Source organism: bacterium 336/3, from assembly GCA_001281695.1.
Taxonomy (GTDB): Bacteria; Bacteroidota; Bacteroidia; order Cytophagales; family Thermonemataceae; genus Raineya.
The window spans coordinates 3,566,656-3,583,201 of record LJIE01000001.1; the positions used below are offsets into that span (position 1 = coordinate 3,566,656).

The window sequence follows — 16,546 nt, forward strand, 5'->3', positions numbered from 1 at the left end:
AAAATCATTTAACATTTTATTTACTATGCCGTTTCTCCAAACCGAAATAGAAGGATTATTGGTATTTGAACCACGCTTATTTGAAGATGAGCGTGGTTATTTTTATGAAAGTTTTAATCAACAAGAATTTCATAAAGCTACTGGTATTAATTTACCTTTTGTACAAGATAACCACTCTTTTTCTAAATATGGTGTACTCAGAGGTTTGCATTTTCAAAAACCACCTCATGATCAAGCCAAACTCATCAAAGTAGTAAAAGGCGAAATTTATGATGTGGCCGTAGATATTCGTAAAAGCTCTCCCACTTTTGGAAAATGGTTAGGTTTTCATTTGTCAGCAGACAATAAGAAACAATTATATCTACCAAAAGGATTTGCTCATGGATTTGTAGTATTGAGTGAAGTAGCTGAGGTTCTTTATAAATGTGATAATTTTTATTCTCCACAATTTGAAGGAGGTATTATTTATAATGATACACAACTCAATATAGATTGGTTGGTATCAGAAAATAAACTCATTGTATCTGATAAAGATTTAAAACTGAAAAGTCTAAAAGAGATAACCTTTGAATAAAAATATTTCTTGATAGGATTTTTGGTTTCAATTTTATTCCATTAAATTTGCACGCTAAATAAGTACTGGTTTTTAAACTTTTTATAAAAAATGGCTAATATTGGCAAAATTACGCAAGTGATTGGTCCTGTAGTAGATGTAAGCTTCTCCACAGAAGGTGCTATGCTACCTCAAATTCTCAATGCACTTGAAGTTACTAAACCTAACGGTCAGAAAATTATTTTGGAATGTCAGCAACACCTCGGTGAAGACCGTGTAAGAGCTATCGCAATGGATAGTACCGATGGTTTGCAAAGAGGTATGGATGTAGTAGATTTAGGAACTACCATCACTATGCCCACAGGTGATGCAATTAAAGGAAGACTTTTTAATGTAGTAGGTGATGCTATTGATGGTATCAAACAACCTGATAAAACAAAAGGACGTTCTATTCACAATCGCCCTCCTCGTTTCGAAGATTTAGCAACTTCAACAGAAGTTCTTTATACAGGTATCAAAGTAATTGACTTGTTAGCTCCTTATGTAAAAGGTGGTAAAATCGGATTGTTTGGTGGTGCTGGTGTAGGAAAAACTGTACTTATTCAAGAGCTTATCAACAACATTGCAAAAGCTTATGCAGGTCTATCTGTATTTGCTGGTGTAGGTGAACGTACTCGTGAAGGAAATGACCTTCTTCGTGAATTTATTGAGTCTGACATCATCCGTTATGGAAAAGATTTCAAACACTCTATGGAAGAAGGTGGTTGGGATTTGAGCAAAGTGGATATGGCAGAATTAGAAAAATCTCAAGCTACTCTGGTATTTGGTCAGATGAATGAGCCTCCAGGAGCAAGAGCAAGAGTTGCCCTTTCTGGTCTTGCTATTGCAGAATATTTCCGTGATGGTGATGGCGAAGGAAAAGGAAACGATATTTTATTCTTTATTGATAACATTTTCCGTTTTACACAAGCAGGTTCTGAGGTATCAGCTCTTTTGGGTCGTATGCCTTCTGCTGTAGGTTATCAGCCTACACTTGCTAGTGAAATGGGTTTGATGCAAGAGCGTATCACTTCAACAAAAAGAGGTTCCATTACATCTGTACAAGCTGTATATGTACCTGCTGATGACTTGACTGACCCTGCTCCTGCGACTACATTCGCTCACTTGGATGCAACCACTGTACTTTCTCGTAAAATTGCCGAGTTGGGTATCTACCCTGCTGTGGATCCTCTTGACTCTACATCTCGTATCCTTGATCCTCAAGTACTAGGTGATGAGCATTATGGAACGGCTCAACGTGTGAAGAGAACTCTCCAGAGATATAAAGAATTACAAGATATTATTGCTATCTTGGGTATGGATGAACTTTCTGACGAAGATAAAGAAACTGTAAACAGAGCTAGACGTGTACAACGTTTCTTATCTCAGCCTTTCTTCGTAGCAGAGCAGTTCACAGGTTTGAAAGGAGAATTCGTAAATATTAAAGATACTATCAAAGGCTTTAATATGATTATGGATGGTGAGTTAGATCACTTACCCGAATCTGCTTTCAACTTAGTTGGTACTATTGAGCAAGCTATCGCTAAAGGTGAGAAACTTCTTGCTGAAGCGTCTAAAAAATAATGATTATACTTAGCAGGAATAAAACCTGCTAAGTTTCTTTTAAGACCTTTATCCAAAAGACAATATGTTTTTAGAAATTATCACCCCTGATAAGCAAATTTTTTCTGGCGAAGTAGTTTCTGCTACACTCCCAGGTAAAAAAGGCTCATTCCAAATCTTAAATAATCACGCTGCGGTTATTTCTACATTGGATGCAGGCACACTCAAATACAAAGCAAATAATAAAGAAGAGGTTAGCCTCGAAATTTTGGGTGGTGTTGCAGAAGTTTTAAATAATAACATTCAAGTGTTGATTGAAGGTATAAAAAAATAAGCCTCAAAACACTAAACAGATATAAAAAAGGTAGAAATTTACATTTCTGCCTTTTTTGTTTTTAAGATAAATCCTCTTTATTTTTATGAAATTCATTTTTGCCAAAGTAAATAGATATAAAATACCTCCTTTTGTTATTTTATTGGTTGTGGGGCTTACCAGTATTGGTGCTGATTTGAATGTACTTCCTTTTATGTTGATTATAGCATTTATTGAAATTCTTATTTATTTATTCTTTGTCTCAACAATTGGTTGGCTCATCAAAAATGATTTACAAGCAATCTCTTTGAACTTAAGTTTTGTATTTTTAGGTATAGGAAGCCTTGAGAAAATTATGCACTGGCCTGGTGCTGATTTACATTTAATTTTAGGTAAAGTATTATTAATAGCCTGTTTAATCATAGGTTGTATTATCATATTCTCAAAAAAAATTTAGAAAATTAAAGTCTGTTTTAATTTTCTAAAAATCTTGTTTTTTTACTACATTTAGGCAAATTATTGCATTCTGATGCTTCGTTTGCTTGCTATATTATTATTGTTGTTTTCATATTTTAAAAGCTCTGCTCAAAGTAATTTGAACACTCTGCTTCAAAAATCTATGAATACACGTAAGGATAGTAATTTTGTGAAATTGTATATAGATATCGCAAAAGAGTATGAAGAGGCTTCAAAATTAGATTCAGCTATTTTTTATTGCCAAAAAAGTGTTGATTTAGCACGAAAAATAAACTTCCAAAAAGGCGAAGCTCAAGCTCTAAGTTATTTGGGTGAATACCAAGAAAACAAAGGCTTTCAACTAGATGCTATTAAATACTACAATGCAGCCTACACAATTTATACTCAATTAAAAAATAATGCAAGAGCAGCTACTATGCTTAATTATATAGGTATTGTTTACGATTCCTTAGGTGAGTTTGATAAAGCATTAAAATACTTATTTCAATCTGCTCAAATTAAAGAAGACATTCATAATTTATCAGGGCTTGCAGATGTTTATAATGATATTGGGATTGTATACGAACAAATGAAAGAGTATACTAGAGCATTGGAGTATTATTCAAAATCTCTTAAAATTTCAGAACAACAAAATTTATCTGCAAAAAAAATATCTAATTTATACAATAATATTGGCGTTGTTTATTATGACCAAAATGAGTTTGATAAAGCTTTAGAGAATTTTAACAAATCCTTAGAAATCAGAAAGTCTATTAAAAGCCCTAAAATTGAAAGTAATTACTACAATATTGCTAATATTTATTTTCATAAAAAAGATTTTACAAAAGCCTTAGAGTTATATTTAAAAGCTTTTTCATTAGTTTCTGAACAAGAATCGCCTCAAAAAGTTTCTAATTATAATATTACCATTGGACAAACCTATTTGTATTTACAGAAGTACGATTCCGCAGCTAAATATATACAAACAGGTTATAATATATCTAAAAAGTATAATTATAAATATGCTGAGTTATATGCTTATTTCATACAAGGAAAATTAGATTCTGTACAAAACAATTATCAAAAAGCTTTTGAAACTCAAAAGAAGTATATCATACTTAAAGATTCTTTACTCAATTCAGAAAGAGTTGCCCAAGTTGCCAAATACCAAACAGTTTATGAAACTGAAAGAAAAAATGCTGAAAATGAAATCTTAAAAAAAGATAAAGAAAAGGAGTATGTTGAAAACAACTTACTCCGTGAAATGCAAAGGGCTCAAACAGCCGAAAATGAAGTTTTAAGAAAAGAACGTGAAAAAGAAGATATACAAGCCCAATTTCAAGAAAAAGAAAATTTATTTTTAAGACAAGCACAAAGGCTTAGAGAACTTGAAAACAAGAATTTAAAACGTGAAAAAGAAGATTTAGAAGTTAAAAAAATGATTTCTGATGGTGAAAAAGACAAGCAAATTAAACTTCAGTTTTGGGCAATATTTTTTTCATCCATTGTTATTGTTCTTATTTTAGGCTTATTGCTTGCTTTGTATCATTCTAGTATCAAAAAAAATGTTGCTTACAAGCTTCTCAAAGATAGTACAAATGAGATTCAACACAAAAATGAGGAGATTTCTTCCCAATCAGAAATTTTAAAACTATACAACGAGCAAATCAAACAACAAAACAAAGAACTTGTCAATGCATATTCCAAAATGACAGATAGCATTATATATGCTGAACGTCTACAATATGCTGTTGTAGGAAACGAGCAAGATTTAAAAATACTTTATCCTGAATCTTTTGTATTATATATGCCTAAAGATATTGTTTCAGGAGATTTTCTTTGGACTACCCAAATAGAGCAACTCAAGATTACTGTTGTTGCTGATTGTACGGGGCATGGTGTACCTGGCTCACTGATGACTTTTTTAGCCATTTCTGCTTTAAATGAGATTATTTACACCAAACATATCACAACTCCTAAAGAAATTTTAGAAGAACTTGACAAAAAAATCATAGAATTTTTAAGTAAACATTCAGAAAAATTGCAAAAATCTGATGGTATGGATGCTGTGGTAATCTGTATGGATGAGTCTAATAAAATGTTATATTATTCAGGGGCTAAAAATCCTTTATATAGAATCCGAAATGGGGAATTGAGTGTTTTTAGTGGAAGTATGTTTTCTTTAGGTTTTAATATTTTTGAAGAAGGAAAAGTATTTACAAATCAAGCTATACAACTGGAAAAAGGTGACATGTTTTATGCTTTTTCAGATGGTTATCAAGACCAATTTGGTGGTGATGGAGAAAAACCAAAGAAGTTTTTAAGTAAAAAGCTTAAAGAGTTATTAATAGAAATTTCAACCCTTCCTCCACAAGAGCAAAAAAGCATCTTGATACAAAAACTAAAAAAATGGAAGGGTTTATATCCTCAAACAGATGATATTATTATGGTTGGTTTGCAAGTTTAGAAAGCTTTTAAAGCTATCAGTTGCTTTTTAGAATACGTTCCTTGTGCATTAAGCTGATAAGAACGTTTATAACAGCCAATAGCAGCTTGTATATTTTTCATACGTAAATATGCATCTCCCAAAATATTATGAGCTATATCATTATTAGGATGTTCTATCACATTAATTTTTGCAATATTTAGAGCTTCTTGAAACCTACCCAAATTAATAAGTCTTTGAGTCACTTGCGATAGTAAATTCTGATTTACCTTATATTTATGCTTAATTTTGTAATAATTGTAGCTTTCTAACAAAGACATTACCCCTCCTTGAGAAAAACGTTGGTATAGAATATTTACAGGATCATCATAATTTTGGACATTGAGAACTTGAAAAAATGGATGTTTTCCTCCTCCTATGCACATTTCTATCAGATTATATGCCATATTCAGTCCATTGGCACTATTGGTAAATAGTACCAATCCTGATTTTTCTTCAGGTATACCAATCATATAAGCTTTGGTTGTACCCAAATCGCCCCAATGCCAAAAAGCTTGTCCCAAATTAGTTTCATAAAGCCCCATTCCTAGTCCCCAAGTCATGGAAGCTAAAAAATTTGTTTTGGCTTTACTTTGAACTGTCCACATTTGTTCAAATGATTCTTTTTTTAAACCTTTTTTACTTAAAAGAGCCTCCATAAATTTCCCATAATCTTCTCCATTGGTAATGAGGCTATAAGAAGCCATAGGCTTAAAGGTTTTTCGAGTAAAAAATACCGCTTGCCCAGCACTTCCATGAGAGTCGGAAGTTCTGTCTTTGAAACGTTCTTCTGTCCAAACATAGCTGCTATTAGCCATTCCCAAAGGCTCAAAAAGATATTCTTTGGCAAGAGCTTCTAAATCTTTTTTAGTAAGATGTTCTACTACAAATTGCAAATAAGATATTCCCTCTCCAGAGTAATGCATATCTGTTGCAGGGTCAAAATTGATAGAAAGATAGCCATATCGCCCATTGGGTAAACCTGACGAATGACTCAAACACATTCTTGCTGTAATCTTATAAAAACGATTATCTTGTATCTTATGAAATAAGAAGAGTTTTTCTATGGAATCTTTGGAAACGTATTCTGTAAGAGGTTTGTCTAAATCTAATATTCCCTGTTCCACAAGTTTCATACAAATATAGCCAAACATGGGTTTGCTTAGAGATGCTGCTTCAAAGACAGTATTAGGTGTTATTCTTTTTTGAGTAGCTTTGTTGGCTACTCCAAAGCCCCTAAACCATACTAATTTTCCTTTTTTTATAATACCAATAGATACACCAGGAACACCAGCACTATCCATCATTTCAGGAATACGCTTTTTTAAAAAATTAGTATCTAAATCTTTAGCAGATAAATAATTGATAGAAATAGCAATCCACAAAAAAATATATTTTATTTTCATAGTTAAACAAACACATGGTTTCCTAAACAAATAAAACAAAAAAATATGGATTATTGAAGGATATTCTTCTAAAAAAACAATGCTCTGAAAATTAGTTTTCAGAGCATTGTTTACTTTAAGCTAAATATTATATTAACCTTTTTTTACTTGTCTTGTCCACTTATCTGTACGACCAATATTTACAACAGGAATAGAACCTCTCACATTCAAAGTGTTATTGTCTTTCAATTCCATAGAACTGTTATAAGTATTTCCATTTTTAGGGTCGTAGATTGTACCACCTTCCCATTTTTTGTTTCCTTTGTATTCAAAGCCTACTAAGTTTACCAAACCATAAACTTTTTGACTTCTTTTGCTAGCATCAGGATTTTTTGTATCTAATTTGTCTGCACCTGTATCAGGGTTTTTAGGCTCTTTAAGCCATACTATACGACCATTATATTTACCCGAAGCAGTTTTGTAGATTTGGATACGTGCTGTTCCTTCTCCATTCATCCAAATACCCAAAACTTTATCAGCATCAGCATCTTGAGCAAAAAGATTTACGCTAACAAATAAGCATAGTAGTGTAAATAGAATATTTACTTTTTTCATGATAATTATTATTTTAAAGTTAAACTTTTTTGTGTAAACAAAACGAATACCATTTTGTCGAAATAAGCAATTTTTTTTCTTTGTAAAAAATTTTTTTTCTTTTTTTATTTAGTTGGCAACTTCTGAGAGGAATTTAATACGTATCAATCTAATTTCTTCCTCTGTAAAATCGTCTTCTACAAGCTCCTGCAAGGCTACTTGTAGATTATCTGTTTCACTATTCATAAAATAATCATATAAATCCTCTTGTCTTTCTCTTTCCATTACCTGATTGATGTAATAATCAAGATTAAGTTTTGTACCAGAATAACAAATATGCTCAATTTCATCCATTAATTCATCGAAATTCAAATCTTTTGCTTCTGCTATTTCTTCTAAATCTACTTTTCTATCAATTTGTTGTATGATAAAAATTTTCACTTTTGATTTATTAACAGCCGATTTAATTACTACATCAGAAGCTGTTTCTATCTCATTTTCTTCTACATATTTTACAATAGCATCTAAGAAAGGCTTACCAAATTTTTGAACTTTCCCCATTCCTACACCATTTACTTGAGCAAGTTCTTCTTTGGTAGTGGGATAAGTGGTTGCCATCTCTTCAATGGATGGATCTTGGAAAATCACATATGGAGGTAGATTTTTCTCCTTGGCGATGCGTTTACGCAGATTTTTAAGTAAATCAAACAGCACTTCATCATAGGCTTTGCCTGATGCTTGAGGTGTGTTATCTTGTTCTTCTTCAGCTTCTTCAGATTCAGCAGAAAAATCAAAATCTTTGGTAAGTGTAATGCTATGTGAGCTTTTCAAAAACTTCTCCCCTTTCTCTGTAATTTTTAATACTCCATAGTTTTCAATATCCTTTTCTAAGAAGTCAAAAATCAAGATATGTCTAATAAGAGAAAGCCAATCCGTTTCAGGAAAATCTACACCTTTACCATAGACTTCTAATTTATCATGTCCATAACTTTTTACATATTCGTTAGGCACTCCCATCAGTACATCTGTAATATGTTTCGCCCCAAAACGTTGGTCAGTCAGTTTAGCTGCTTTCAAAACTAAAAGAACTTGATCTTCACCTTCATATTTTTTATGATGATGGTTACAATTATCACACTGTCCACAATTATGAGCCTTATATTCTTCGCCAAAATAATGTAACAACTGCTTTACTCTACATACTGAACACTCTGCATATTCTGTAATTTCTTGGAGCAGATGTTTTGCATTATCTCGTTCTGTTACACTTTTGTCTTTGTTGAATTTCTCTAATTTATAAATATCTTCTCTATCATAAAGCATCAAGCAATGTCCTTCCAAACCGTCTCTACCTGCTCTGCCTGTTTCCTGATAATAGCCTTCTAAAGATTTAGGAGCATCATAATGAATAACAAAACGAACATCTGGTTTATCAATACCCATTCCAAAAGCAATAGTAGCTACAATCACGTCTGCATCTTCATTGAGAAAGGCATCTTGGTTTCTCATACGTATATCAGAGTCTAAGCCAGCATGATATGGCAATGCTTTGATATCGTTTACGCTTAAAAGTTCTGCTATTTCTTCTACTGTTTTTCTACTTAAACAATATATGATACCTGATTGCCCTTTACGTTGCTTAATAAACTTAATTAGCTGCTTTTTAGGGTCTTTCTTAGGTTTTACTTCATAGAAAAGATTGGAACGATGAAAAGAAGAAGCAAATACATTCGCATCTTCCATTTGCAAGTTTTTCTGAACATCTTGCTGAACTTTTGGAGTAGCCGTTGCAGTAAGTGCTATGATGGGCAATTTTCCTAAGCTATCTACAATCCCTCTGATTTTACGATATTCTGGCCTAAAATCATGTCCCCATTCAGAAATGCAATGAGCTTCATCAATGGCTACAAATGAAATATTTGCTTTTTTTAGAAACTCTAAATTATCCTCTTTTGTGAGAGATTCTGGAGCAACATAAAGCATTCTTACTTTTCCATTCAGAACATCTTTCTTTACTCTTGTCATTTCAGATTTACTGAGTGTAGAGTTTAGAAAGCGGGCGTCTATACCAAAAGCAACCAATTGATCGGTTTGGTTTTTCATGAGAGCTATCAATGGCGATATAATAATCGCTGACCCTTCCATGAGTACGGCAGGTAACTGATAGCAAAGAGATTTTCCTGCACCTGTAGGCATAATCACGAATGTATGATTTCCCGCCAATAAGTTTTTTATAATCTCCTCTTGGTTCCCTCTGAACTGGTTGTGTCCAAATACTTCTTTTAATTTCTCTTTTAAATTAAATTCCTGTGCTTTTTGCATTGTTTTTAATAATTTGAATGCTTCACCTCTTGAAGATATAAGATAAATATACTGAAAAAATTAGAATATTCTCCAAAGATTTTTCAGGAAAAATTTTATCTATTTTATATTCCAACTGATACGCAATTTTTTTTGCTATTATTGCATTATTATATCAAATTTGAGTTTTTCTTTTTTGGGGTAGCGAAAATATAAATTTATTTTTATTTTGACGCTTTCTAGTAAGAAAAATCTTATTTTTACTTTAATTTTTTAAACCTTTTATAGTTTTATTCACTGAAAAATGGCTTTAGAACATAATTATGTAGTCATTATGGCTGGGGGTATTGGAACAAGATTTTGGCCCTTTAGTCGTAATAACAACCCCAAACAATTTCATGACATCTTGGGCACAGGCAAAAGCCTTTTACAACAAACTATTACTCGTTTTGATGATATTTGCCCATTAGAGAACATTTTTATTGTTGGTAGCCAAGAGCATGAAAATCTTTTGACAGAACAATTACCTAATTTCAATGAAAATCAATTTATTTTAGAACCTGCCAGGCGTAATACAGCCCCTTGTATTGCTTATGCTGCTTATAAAATTTTTGCTAAAGATCCCAAAGCTAATTTAGTAATTGCTCCAGCCGACCACCTTATTCTAAACGAAAAAGAGTTTAAAAAAATTATTTTAAAAGCTTTAAAAGAAACTGCTAAGAAAGATATTCTAGTTACTTTAGGTATCAAACCCAATAGACCTGATACAGGATATGGATATATTCAATTTTCTGATGAGAAACATAGTCTTTGGTCTAAAATTTTAGGATCATCCACCTCACTCAAAAAAGTAAAACTTTTTGCTGAAAAACCCACTTTAGAACTTGCTATTGAGTTTTTAAGAAGCGGTGATTTTCTTTGGAACTCTGGTATTTTTATTTGGAACGCTAAAACTATCATTTCAGAATTTGAAAATCAGCTTCCTGATATTGCAGAGGCTTTCCATGAAGTTCAACCACATTTTTTTACTGAACAAGAAGAAACAGCCATCAAAAAAGCTTATTCACAATGCCGTTCTATTTCCATAGATTTCGGTATTATGGAAAAAGCAGAAAATGTTTTTGTTATCCCATCCGATTTTGGCTGGTCTGATTTAGGTACTTGGAAATCGTTGTACGAACTGAGTCAGAAGGATGAAGCTGGAAATGTCATTCAAGGCAATGTAGTTGCTTATGAAACAAATAATTGCATTATTAGAACACCTGAAAATCGTTTGGTTGTATTGCAAGGTTTAGACAATTATATTGTAGCAGAGCATGATAACGTTCTCATGATTTGTCCAAAAGATGAAGAGCAACGTGTAAAGGAATTTGTTGCTCTTGCTGAGAAAAAAGGAAAAGAATTTATCTAATGAAAGTAGCATTTGTTGGAGCAGGAAATGTAGCTTGGCATTTGGCTCAAGCTTTTGAGAATGCTCATGTTTCTGTAACAGAGATATATAGTAGAAATATTTCTCATGCTGAAGCTCTTTGCAAAAAGCTATCAGGTGCTGTTGTAAAAACAGATTATAATTTTTCTGATAGCAAGGCTGATATTCTTGTTTTAGCTGTTAGTGATGATGCTCTACCTCATATCTCTTCTCAAATCCATATTCCTGAAAATACAATCGTAGCTCATACTTCTGGAAGTATTTCAATGGAAATTTTTGAAAATACTTTTAAGAATCATGGAGTATTTTATCCATTACAAACATTTTCTAAAGAAAAAGCCTTAGATATTACTAAGGTCCCCTTTTGTATAGAAGGAAAGAATGAATTTGTAACAAACACATTAAAAACATTAGCCTCTTCCATCGGTCACTCTGTTTATGAAGTCAATTCCGAACAACGGAAAACTTTACATGTAGGAGCTGTTTTTGCATGTAATTTTGTAAATCATTTGCTCGCTATTTCTAAAGATATTCTAACAAATAAATCCTTAGATTTCAATATCTTAAAACCTCTTATCAAAGAAACGATTGAAAAAGCATTGGCTACTGAACACCCCAAAGATGTACAAACAGGTCCTGCTATCCGAAAAGATTTAAAAACCATTGAAAAACATCTGAATTATTTAGACGATGATTCTAAAAAACAGAGCATTTATCAGTTGCTTACAGAAAGTATTATGAATTTTTATGTAGATAAATTAGGATAAAAGGTATCAAGAAAAAGACTATCAGAATATAAATAAAACCAGCAAGGCGATATTGCATGGTTAGCCTTCCTAAACGTCTACATAATAACACTATTTGCCTTTGTACCCAAGGAAATGGTAATATCAACAAAACAGAAATAACATTGAATAAAAAATGAGCAAAAGCAATGCTGATAGTCGCTTCATTTTTACCCAAAGAAGCTGTAAGAGCAGTCACAGTTGTTCCTAAATTAGCTCCCATAATTATTGGGAAAGCTTGACGAAGTGAAAGTTTATTAGAACCAATGAGAGTTACCAAAAAACTTGTTACAATTGTACTTGAGTGTACTAGTGCTGTTATAAGTGTTCCCCAAATAAATCCTTTCCATTTAGTTGCCCAAAAAACATTTCTTACTCTTGTGATAAAATCATTTACAATAGCCTTTTTAAACATCCAAATAAATAGTCTAATACATACAAATGTAAGAACAACAGCAATTATCAGAAATGTAATAGGGTACGAATTAATTTGAAAAATTGCCAACAAAGGTTTATTGACATATTCATTGAGAAATGCTATTTTGAAAGGTATAATTGCACTTTCACCAGATACCAAGGAGGCTAATTTTTGAGATAGATTTGATAAGATTTGCCAGTAATATTCTAAAGGAAAGATGATAATAATAGGTATTAAATTGAACATCACATGCAACATACTTCCGGCAAGAGCTTTTCTAAACTCTTTTTTACGCATCACATGCCCAAAGGAGACCAACATACAAGTAATTGTTGTTCCTAAATTAGCTCCTATTACAATTGCTACTGCATTTTGAATACTCAAAGTATTTGATGCCACTAAAGCTATTATCAATGAAGTGATAAGGGTACTACTTTGTACGAGTGCTGTTGCTAATAATCCAACAAATAAGCCAATAAAAGGATTATAAATTTGCAAAAAGCTATTACGAATATAGCTTTCGCCTATCAATACTTTGAGGCTTTCTATAACAATGTCTAGAGCAAGTAAAAAAATAAATGTTAGTAATACTAAACTACCAATTTTAATTGTAATGTCAACAATTCTACTCTTGTTGTTATTGAGAGTAGACTCTAATTTTTCCATTTAAGATTAAAAAAACTGTCTATTTTAGAATGAAATGCAATATTACAACTATTCCACCTTTTTTCTTAATTGGAAACGTGTAAGTAATAAAAAATTAATATTATTAACTTTTACATAATATTACACATAACCCAACCAGCTTACTAAATTTTCTTTCTTAGAGTTTTCCGAATTTTGTTGAATTTGAAGAGTATATTCTTTGAGATAACTTTCTTTATTGACTGTAAGCACTATATGATACAGCATTCTTTGTCTAAAAATCGTCAAAATAACTGTTTGTTTATCTGCAATAAGCACATTCAAGTTATTTTCAACTTTTCTGTCATTGACTGCAATAATTTCGTCCTGAAGACTTAAGACTTTAGCAGCATTGGAGTTGGGTTCTATCAAACTAACAATTGTAACTCCATCTTTTTGAACTGTCTGAAAGCCAAATATTTCTGAACCTGTATTATAATGATTTATAATAAGTCTTAAAGCAAAGTTTTCTACCAGAGGTTCTAAAACTTGTTCCAAAGGTCTTTTTCCAAAAATACAATCATCAAAATATTGTTTTAAAGAACCTCCTGCTACTTGTTCGCAAACATTGATATAATCTTGAAGAGTATACCCTTTTTGTTTTTTGCCATATTCTTGCCATAATAATCTTAAAACATCATCCAAAGAACGTTGATTTTGGGTTCTCACACGAATCTCCAAATCCAATATCATAGAAACGATTGAACCCTTTTGGTAAATAGATACTTTTCTGTTGGGAGCAGTATTCATACTAGTATATCCATCTACCCACAAATCCATAGAAGACTCTATTAAAGAGCTATTAAATCTACCAAAATTTTCAAAATGTTTTTTAAATACTTTATTCATTTCAGCAACAAATTGCTGCGATTTCCAAACACCCGAACGAGCCAAAGCCAATTCACCATAATAAGTTGTGATTCCCTCCACTACAAAACCTGTCTCAAAATATATTTCTTTAGAATAATCATAAGGCATCATTTCAGCAGGGCGTATTTTACAAATATTCCAAGCATGGAAAAGTTCATGTGAACAAATACTGAGAAACTCTTGATAATTATTTTCTTCATTCATGGTTTCAGCAGATCCAAAACAAATAACTGTTGAGTTTTGATGCTCTACACCATGATATGCTTTATAGGGCAAAATTTGACATAAAAAATGATATTCTTTTTCAGGAAATTCACCCATTACTCCTATCTGGAATCGTGTAAATCTCTCAAAATCAATAAGTAAAACTTCCCAATCAGGCAACCAATCTCCTTTTATCCAAATATGAAATGGAACTCCATTTACATCGTATGTTCTGTATTTTAGGTTGGCAGAAGCGATTAACGGACTATCTACTAAACGATGATAATTTTCTGCCTTGAGTGTATGTTTTTGTATTTTAGGTAATCCACAAGCTATTTCATAATTACTTGGGAGTTGCAAACGCACCTCACAAGGTATATCCATCTGATTATCAACATAAATCAGGCAATTAACAAAATTCAAGTATAACTGATTGTCATCTACATAAGCTCCCCCAGCATCCATTTGGAAAGCATAATAATTGTAGCGTACTACAATTTCAGTAATATTTTTGGTTGATACCTCCCAGCAGTTTTTGTTGATTTTCTTAAAAGGTATGGGATTATTCGTATTATCGAAAATAGCAAATTGTTGAATATTTTTGGCATAATTTTGAAGTTCATATCTTCCTGGTCGCCAAGCAGGTAACTTCAAATATGTTTTTTCTTCTGCAATTTGACTAATTCTACACTCAATGTCCAAAAAATGTTCGTGTGGGCTCTGATAAGATATTTGATAAATAAGCATTGATAGATGTTAATTTTGTATGATTAATGTTTTAGTGTAATGAAGCATTTGAAGAATTAAATCTACGGCATTGGTATTATCACCAATATTTACTGTAAGTTCAAAACTTTTAAAACTATGAGGATAATACTTTCCTATTCTGAATTTAGCATGACTTCGTTGCATGATATAATCAAAAGCTGCAAAATCGGTAGTGTTAACACAATAAAGGTAATCAAACTCTCTCTTAATAAAATCTTCTACTTGTAAAGACTGTATTTTACCTTTACTATCTATTTCTTTAGCTGTAAAAAAATCAAACCTGAAGTCATAAGGATTACTATGTTTTTCTTCAAAATAGGCTAAAGCTCTTACTTGCTTATGGTCTTTTTGAAGCAGTTTCACAAAATAATTGACGGCTTTGGGGTTGTCATCATTTGAATGGCTAAATAGCACTCCTATTTCTTTGGCTTCTTCATAGTTAAGAGTTGTTCTTACAATCGGAACACTTGAAATCTCCAATTTGGGCTTAGAAAAAACAGAAATAAAATCTTTAATCAACGTCATAATTCAAGCAACTGAGTATTATTCTGTGAATAATAAATATTTTTTATTAATAATCCTAATGGCAAGTATTCAAATCTTCTCTTATTTTATCTAAACTACGCTTTTGAATCTGATTTTCAAAATTATTGAAAATATAATTTATCAGATTATGAATTTCTATTTCTGTTAAACGAGAATTAGCAGGCATAGGTTGATTATATTTTACACCATTGACAACAACTTCTCCTTTTTGTCCATAACGAATCAGACAAGCCAATTTTGATGGATTTTGAGTAAGCCAATCCGATTTGGTAATAGGAGGTATAAGTTGTGCAAGTCCCTCACCTTTTTCCATGTGACAACTAGCACAATGTTGTTCATACAGTATTTGTCCTTGTTCTTTGGTTTTAAAAACAAAAATATTTCCTATCAATAAACCTGCAAAAAAAATGATAGGCAAAGCTCCCCACAAAAGTTTATTTTTCATTGAGTAAAATATCCATATCTAATAAAAATCTTTCTACATCTTTTGGGTCAGTACCATCACATGTAGCTCTTACTTTTTTTTGTTTATCTACAAGTACAAAATTCCCATTGTGTAAATAGCCCCCTGGTTCGTCTGCATCTTCTTGAACACCTATAAAATATTGTTTTGCCATGGTTTCAATATCACTCCATTTTCCTGTTACCAAATGCCATTTTTTTGATTCTATTTTAATTTTTTTTGCGTACTCTTTAAGTACTGGTACGCTATCTTCACGAGAGATGGAATGAGAAAGTATTAGCACTCTATCATCATTTTTATATTTTTCATACACTCGTAGCATTTGTTGTTTCATTTTTGGGCAAATGCTGGGGCAAGTAGTGAAAAAGAAATCTGTTACATAAATTTTTCCTTCAAAAGTTTTGTCTGTAACAATCTGTCCATCTTGGTTTACAAACGAAAAGGCTGGAATACTATGATACAATGTATCTGTTACGATTTTTCCATTGACCTCTTTATCAATGGCTTGACGTTCACCAAGTATAGGAAGTTTTTTTTCTTCTTGCTTACAAGCAAAGAATAGAAAAGAAAAGAAAAATAATAAGTATTTCATGGCTGTTTTTTTGTCAAAAGTAGGGAAAATTGGCTAATTTTACCAAAAAAATAGAAAGTCTAAGCAAAATGTTTAGACAAGTTCTTTCTGTTCTCAAC

The 16,546-nt window shown here is 31.9% G+C and carries 14 protein-coding genes and 1 pseudogene; 7 read left to right on the forward strand and 8 right to left on the reverse strand.

Features of this window, described 5'->3' with window-relative positions; translation table 11 throughout:
• Positions 1-25: 25 nt before the first annotated feature.
• From AD998_16770 to AD998_16790, 5 genes are all read left to right on the forward strand, one after another.
• A complete protein-coding gene (locus tag AD998_16770) occupies positions 26-574 on the forward strand; it encodes a dTDP-4-dehydrorhamnose 3,5-epimerase (protein KOY87566.1) in 549 nt (182 codons plus the stop codon).
• A 90-nt stretch (positions 575-664) separates the two neighbouring features.
• Complete coding sequence (locus AD998_16775) at positions 665-2,176, forward strand: ATP synthase subunit beta (protein KOY87567.1); 1,512 nt, start codon at positions 665-667, stop codon at positions 2,174-2,176.
• 64 nt (positions 2,177-2,240) lie between these two features.
• Positions 2,241-2,489, forward strand: coding sequence for an ATP synthase subunit epsilon (locus AD998_16780; protein KOY87568.1), 249 nt, complete (start codon positions 2,241-2,243; stop codon positions 2,487-2,489).
• Positions 2,490-2,574: 85 nt separating this feature from the next.
• Positions 2,575-2,925, forward strand: coding sequence for a hypothetical protein (locus AD998_16785; protein ID KOY87569.1), 351 nt, complete (start codon positions 2,575-2,577; stop codon positions 2,923-2,925).
• Between the two features lie 72 nt (positions 2,926-2,997).
• Entirely contained in the window at positions 2,998-5,391 is a 2,394-nt protein-coding gene (locus AD998_16790) for a hypothetical protein (GenBank protein ID KOY87570.1), read from the forward strand.
• 353 nt (positions 5,392-5,744) lie between these two features.
• Here AD998_16790 and AD998_16795 read toward each other — a convergent pair.
• The 3 genes and pseudogenes from AD998_16795 to AD998_16805 all read right to left on the reverse strand — a co-directional run bounded on the left by AD998_16795 (position 5,745) and on the right by AD998_16805 (position 9,710).
• Positions 5,745-6,737 (reverse strand): annotated as a pseudogene (locus AD998_16795) (hypothetical protein).
• A 210-nt stretch (positions 6,738-6,947) separates the two neighbouring features.
• The gene (locus AD998_16800) at positions 6,948-7,409 is read right to left on the reverse strand and encodes a hypothetical protein (protein ID KOY87571.1); all 462 of its coding nucleotides are present in this window, start codon (positions 7,407-7,409) and stop codon (positions 6,948-6,950) included.
• 108 nt (positions 7,410-7,517) lie between these two features.
• On the reverse strand, positions 7,518-9,710 hold the full coding sequence (locus tag AD998_16805; protein ID KOY87572.1) for an ATP-dependent DNA helicase RecQ: 2,193 nt from the start codon (positions 9,708-9,710) through the stop codon (positions 7,518-7,520).
• A 283-nt stretch (positions 9,711-9,993) separates the two neighbouring features.
• Here AD998_16805 and AD998_16810 point away from each other — a divergent pair, with 283 nt between their 5' ends.
• Entirely contained in the window at positions 9,994-11,100 is a 1,107-nt protein-coding gene (locus AD998_16810; protein ID KOY87573.1) for a mannose-1-phosphate guanylyltransferase, read from the forward strand.
• Positions 11,100-11,885 (forward strand): hypothetical protein, encoded by a 786-nt coding sequence (locus AD998_16815; protein KOY87574.1) that lies wholly within the window; start codon positions 11,100-11,102, stop codon positions 11,883-11,885. Before AD998_16810 ends, AD998_16815 begins: the two co-directional genes overlap by 1 nt.
• Here AD998_16815 and AD998_16820 read toward each other — a convergent pair.
• From AD998_16820 to AD998_16840, 5 genes are all read right to left on the reverse strand, one after another.
• Positions 11,854-12,945: a hypothetical protein gene (locus AD998_16820; protein ID KOY88261.1), complete on the reverse strand. Its 1,092-nt coding sequence runs from the start codon at positions 12,943-12,945 to the stop codon at positions 11,854-11,856. The two genes, AD998_16815 and AD998_16820, sit on opposite strands and share 32 nt — an antisense overlap.
• A 162-nt stretch (positions 12,946-13,107) precedes the next feature.
• Complete coding sequence (locus AD998_16825; GenBank protein ID KOY87575.1) at positions 13,108-14,826, reverse strand: hypothetical protein; 1,719 nt, start codon at positions 14,824-14,826, stop codon at positions 13,108-13,110.
• Between the two features lie 9 nt (positions 14,827-14,835).
• On the reverse strand, positions 14,836-15,372 hold the full coding sequence (locus AD998_16830) for a hypothetical protein (GenBank protein KOY87576.1): 537 nt from the start codon (positions 15,370-15,372) through the stop codon (positions 14,836-14,838).
• Positions 15,373-15,427: 55 nt separating this feature from the next.
• Positions 15,428-15,838: a hypothetical protein gene (locus tag AD998_16835; GenBank protein KOY87577.1), complete on the reverse strand. Its 411-nt coding sequence runs from the start codon at positions 15,836-15,838 to the stop codon at positions 15,428-15,430.
• Entirely contained in the window at positions 15,828-16,448 is a 621-nt protein-coding gene (locus AD998_16840) for a hypothetical protein (GenBank protein ID KOY87578.1), read from the reverse strand. The genes AD998_16835 and AD998_16840 overlap by 11 nt, the downstream gene beginning before the upstream one ends.
• Positions 16,449-16,546 lie beyond the last annotated feature (98 nt).

Coding starts and splice junctions, on each gene's coding strand:
- AD998_16825 (KOY87575.1), bottom strand. CDS start 14,826: ATGCTTATTTATCAAATATCTTATCAGAGCCCACACGAACATTTTTTG.
- AD998_16835 (KOY87577.1), bottom strand. CDS start 15,838: ATGAAAAATAAACTTTTGTGGGGAGCTTTGCCTATCATTTTTTTTGCA.
- AD998_16780 (KOY87568.1), top strand. CDS start 2,241: ATGTTTTTAGAAATTATCACCCCTGATAAGCAAATTTTTTCTGGCGAA.
- AD998_16815 (KOY87574.1), top strand. CDS start 11,100: ATGAAAGTAGCATTTGTTGGAGCAGGAAATGTAGCTTGGCATTTGGCT.
- AD998_16770 (KOY87566.1), top strand. CDS start 26: ATGCCGTTTCTCCAAACCGAAATAGAAGGATTATTGGTATTTGAACCA.
- AD998_16785 (KOY87569.1), top strand. CDS start 2,575: ATGAAATTCATTTTTGCCAAAGTAAATAGATATAAAATACCTCCTTTT.
- AD998_16800 (KOY87571.1), bottom strand. CDS start 7,409: ATGAAAAAAGTAAATATTCTATTTACACTACTATGCTTATTTGTTAGC.
- AD998_16810 (KOY87573.1), top strand. CDS start 9,994: ATGGCTTTAGAACATAATTATGTAGTCATTATGGCTGGGGGTATTGGA.
- AD998_16840 (KOY87578.1), bottom strand. CDS start 16,448: ATGAAATACTTATTATTTTTCTTTTCTTTTCTATTCTTTGCTTGTAAG.
- AD998_16790 (KOY87570.1), top strand. CDS start 2,998: ATGCTTCGTTTGCTTGCTATATTATTATTGTTGTTTTCATATTTTAAA.
- AD998_16830 (KOY87576.1), bottom strand. CDS start 15,372: ATGACGTTGATTAAAGATTTTATTTCTGTTTTTTCTAAGCCCAAATTG.
- AD998_16805 (KOY87572.1), bottom strand. CDS start 9,710: ATGCAAAAAGCACAGGAATTTAATTTAAAAGAGAAATTAAAAGAAGTA.
- AD998_16775 (KOY87567.1), top strand. CDS start 665: ATGGCTAATATTGGCAAAATTACGCAAGTGATTGGTCCTGTAGTAGAT.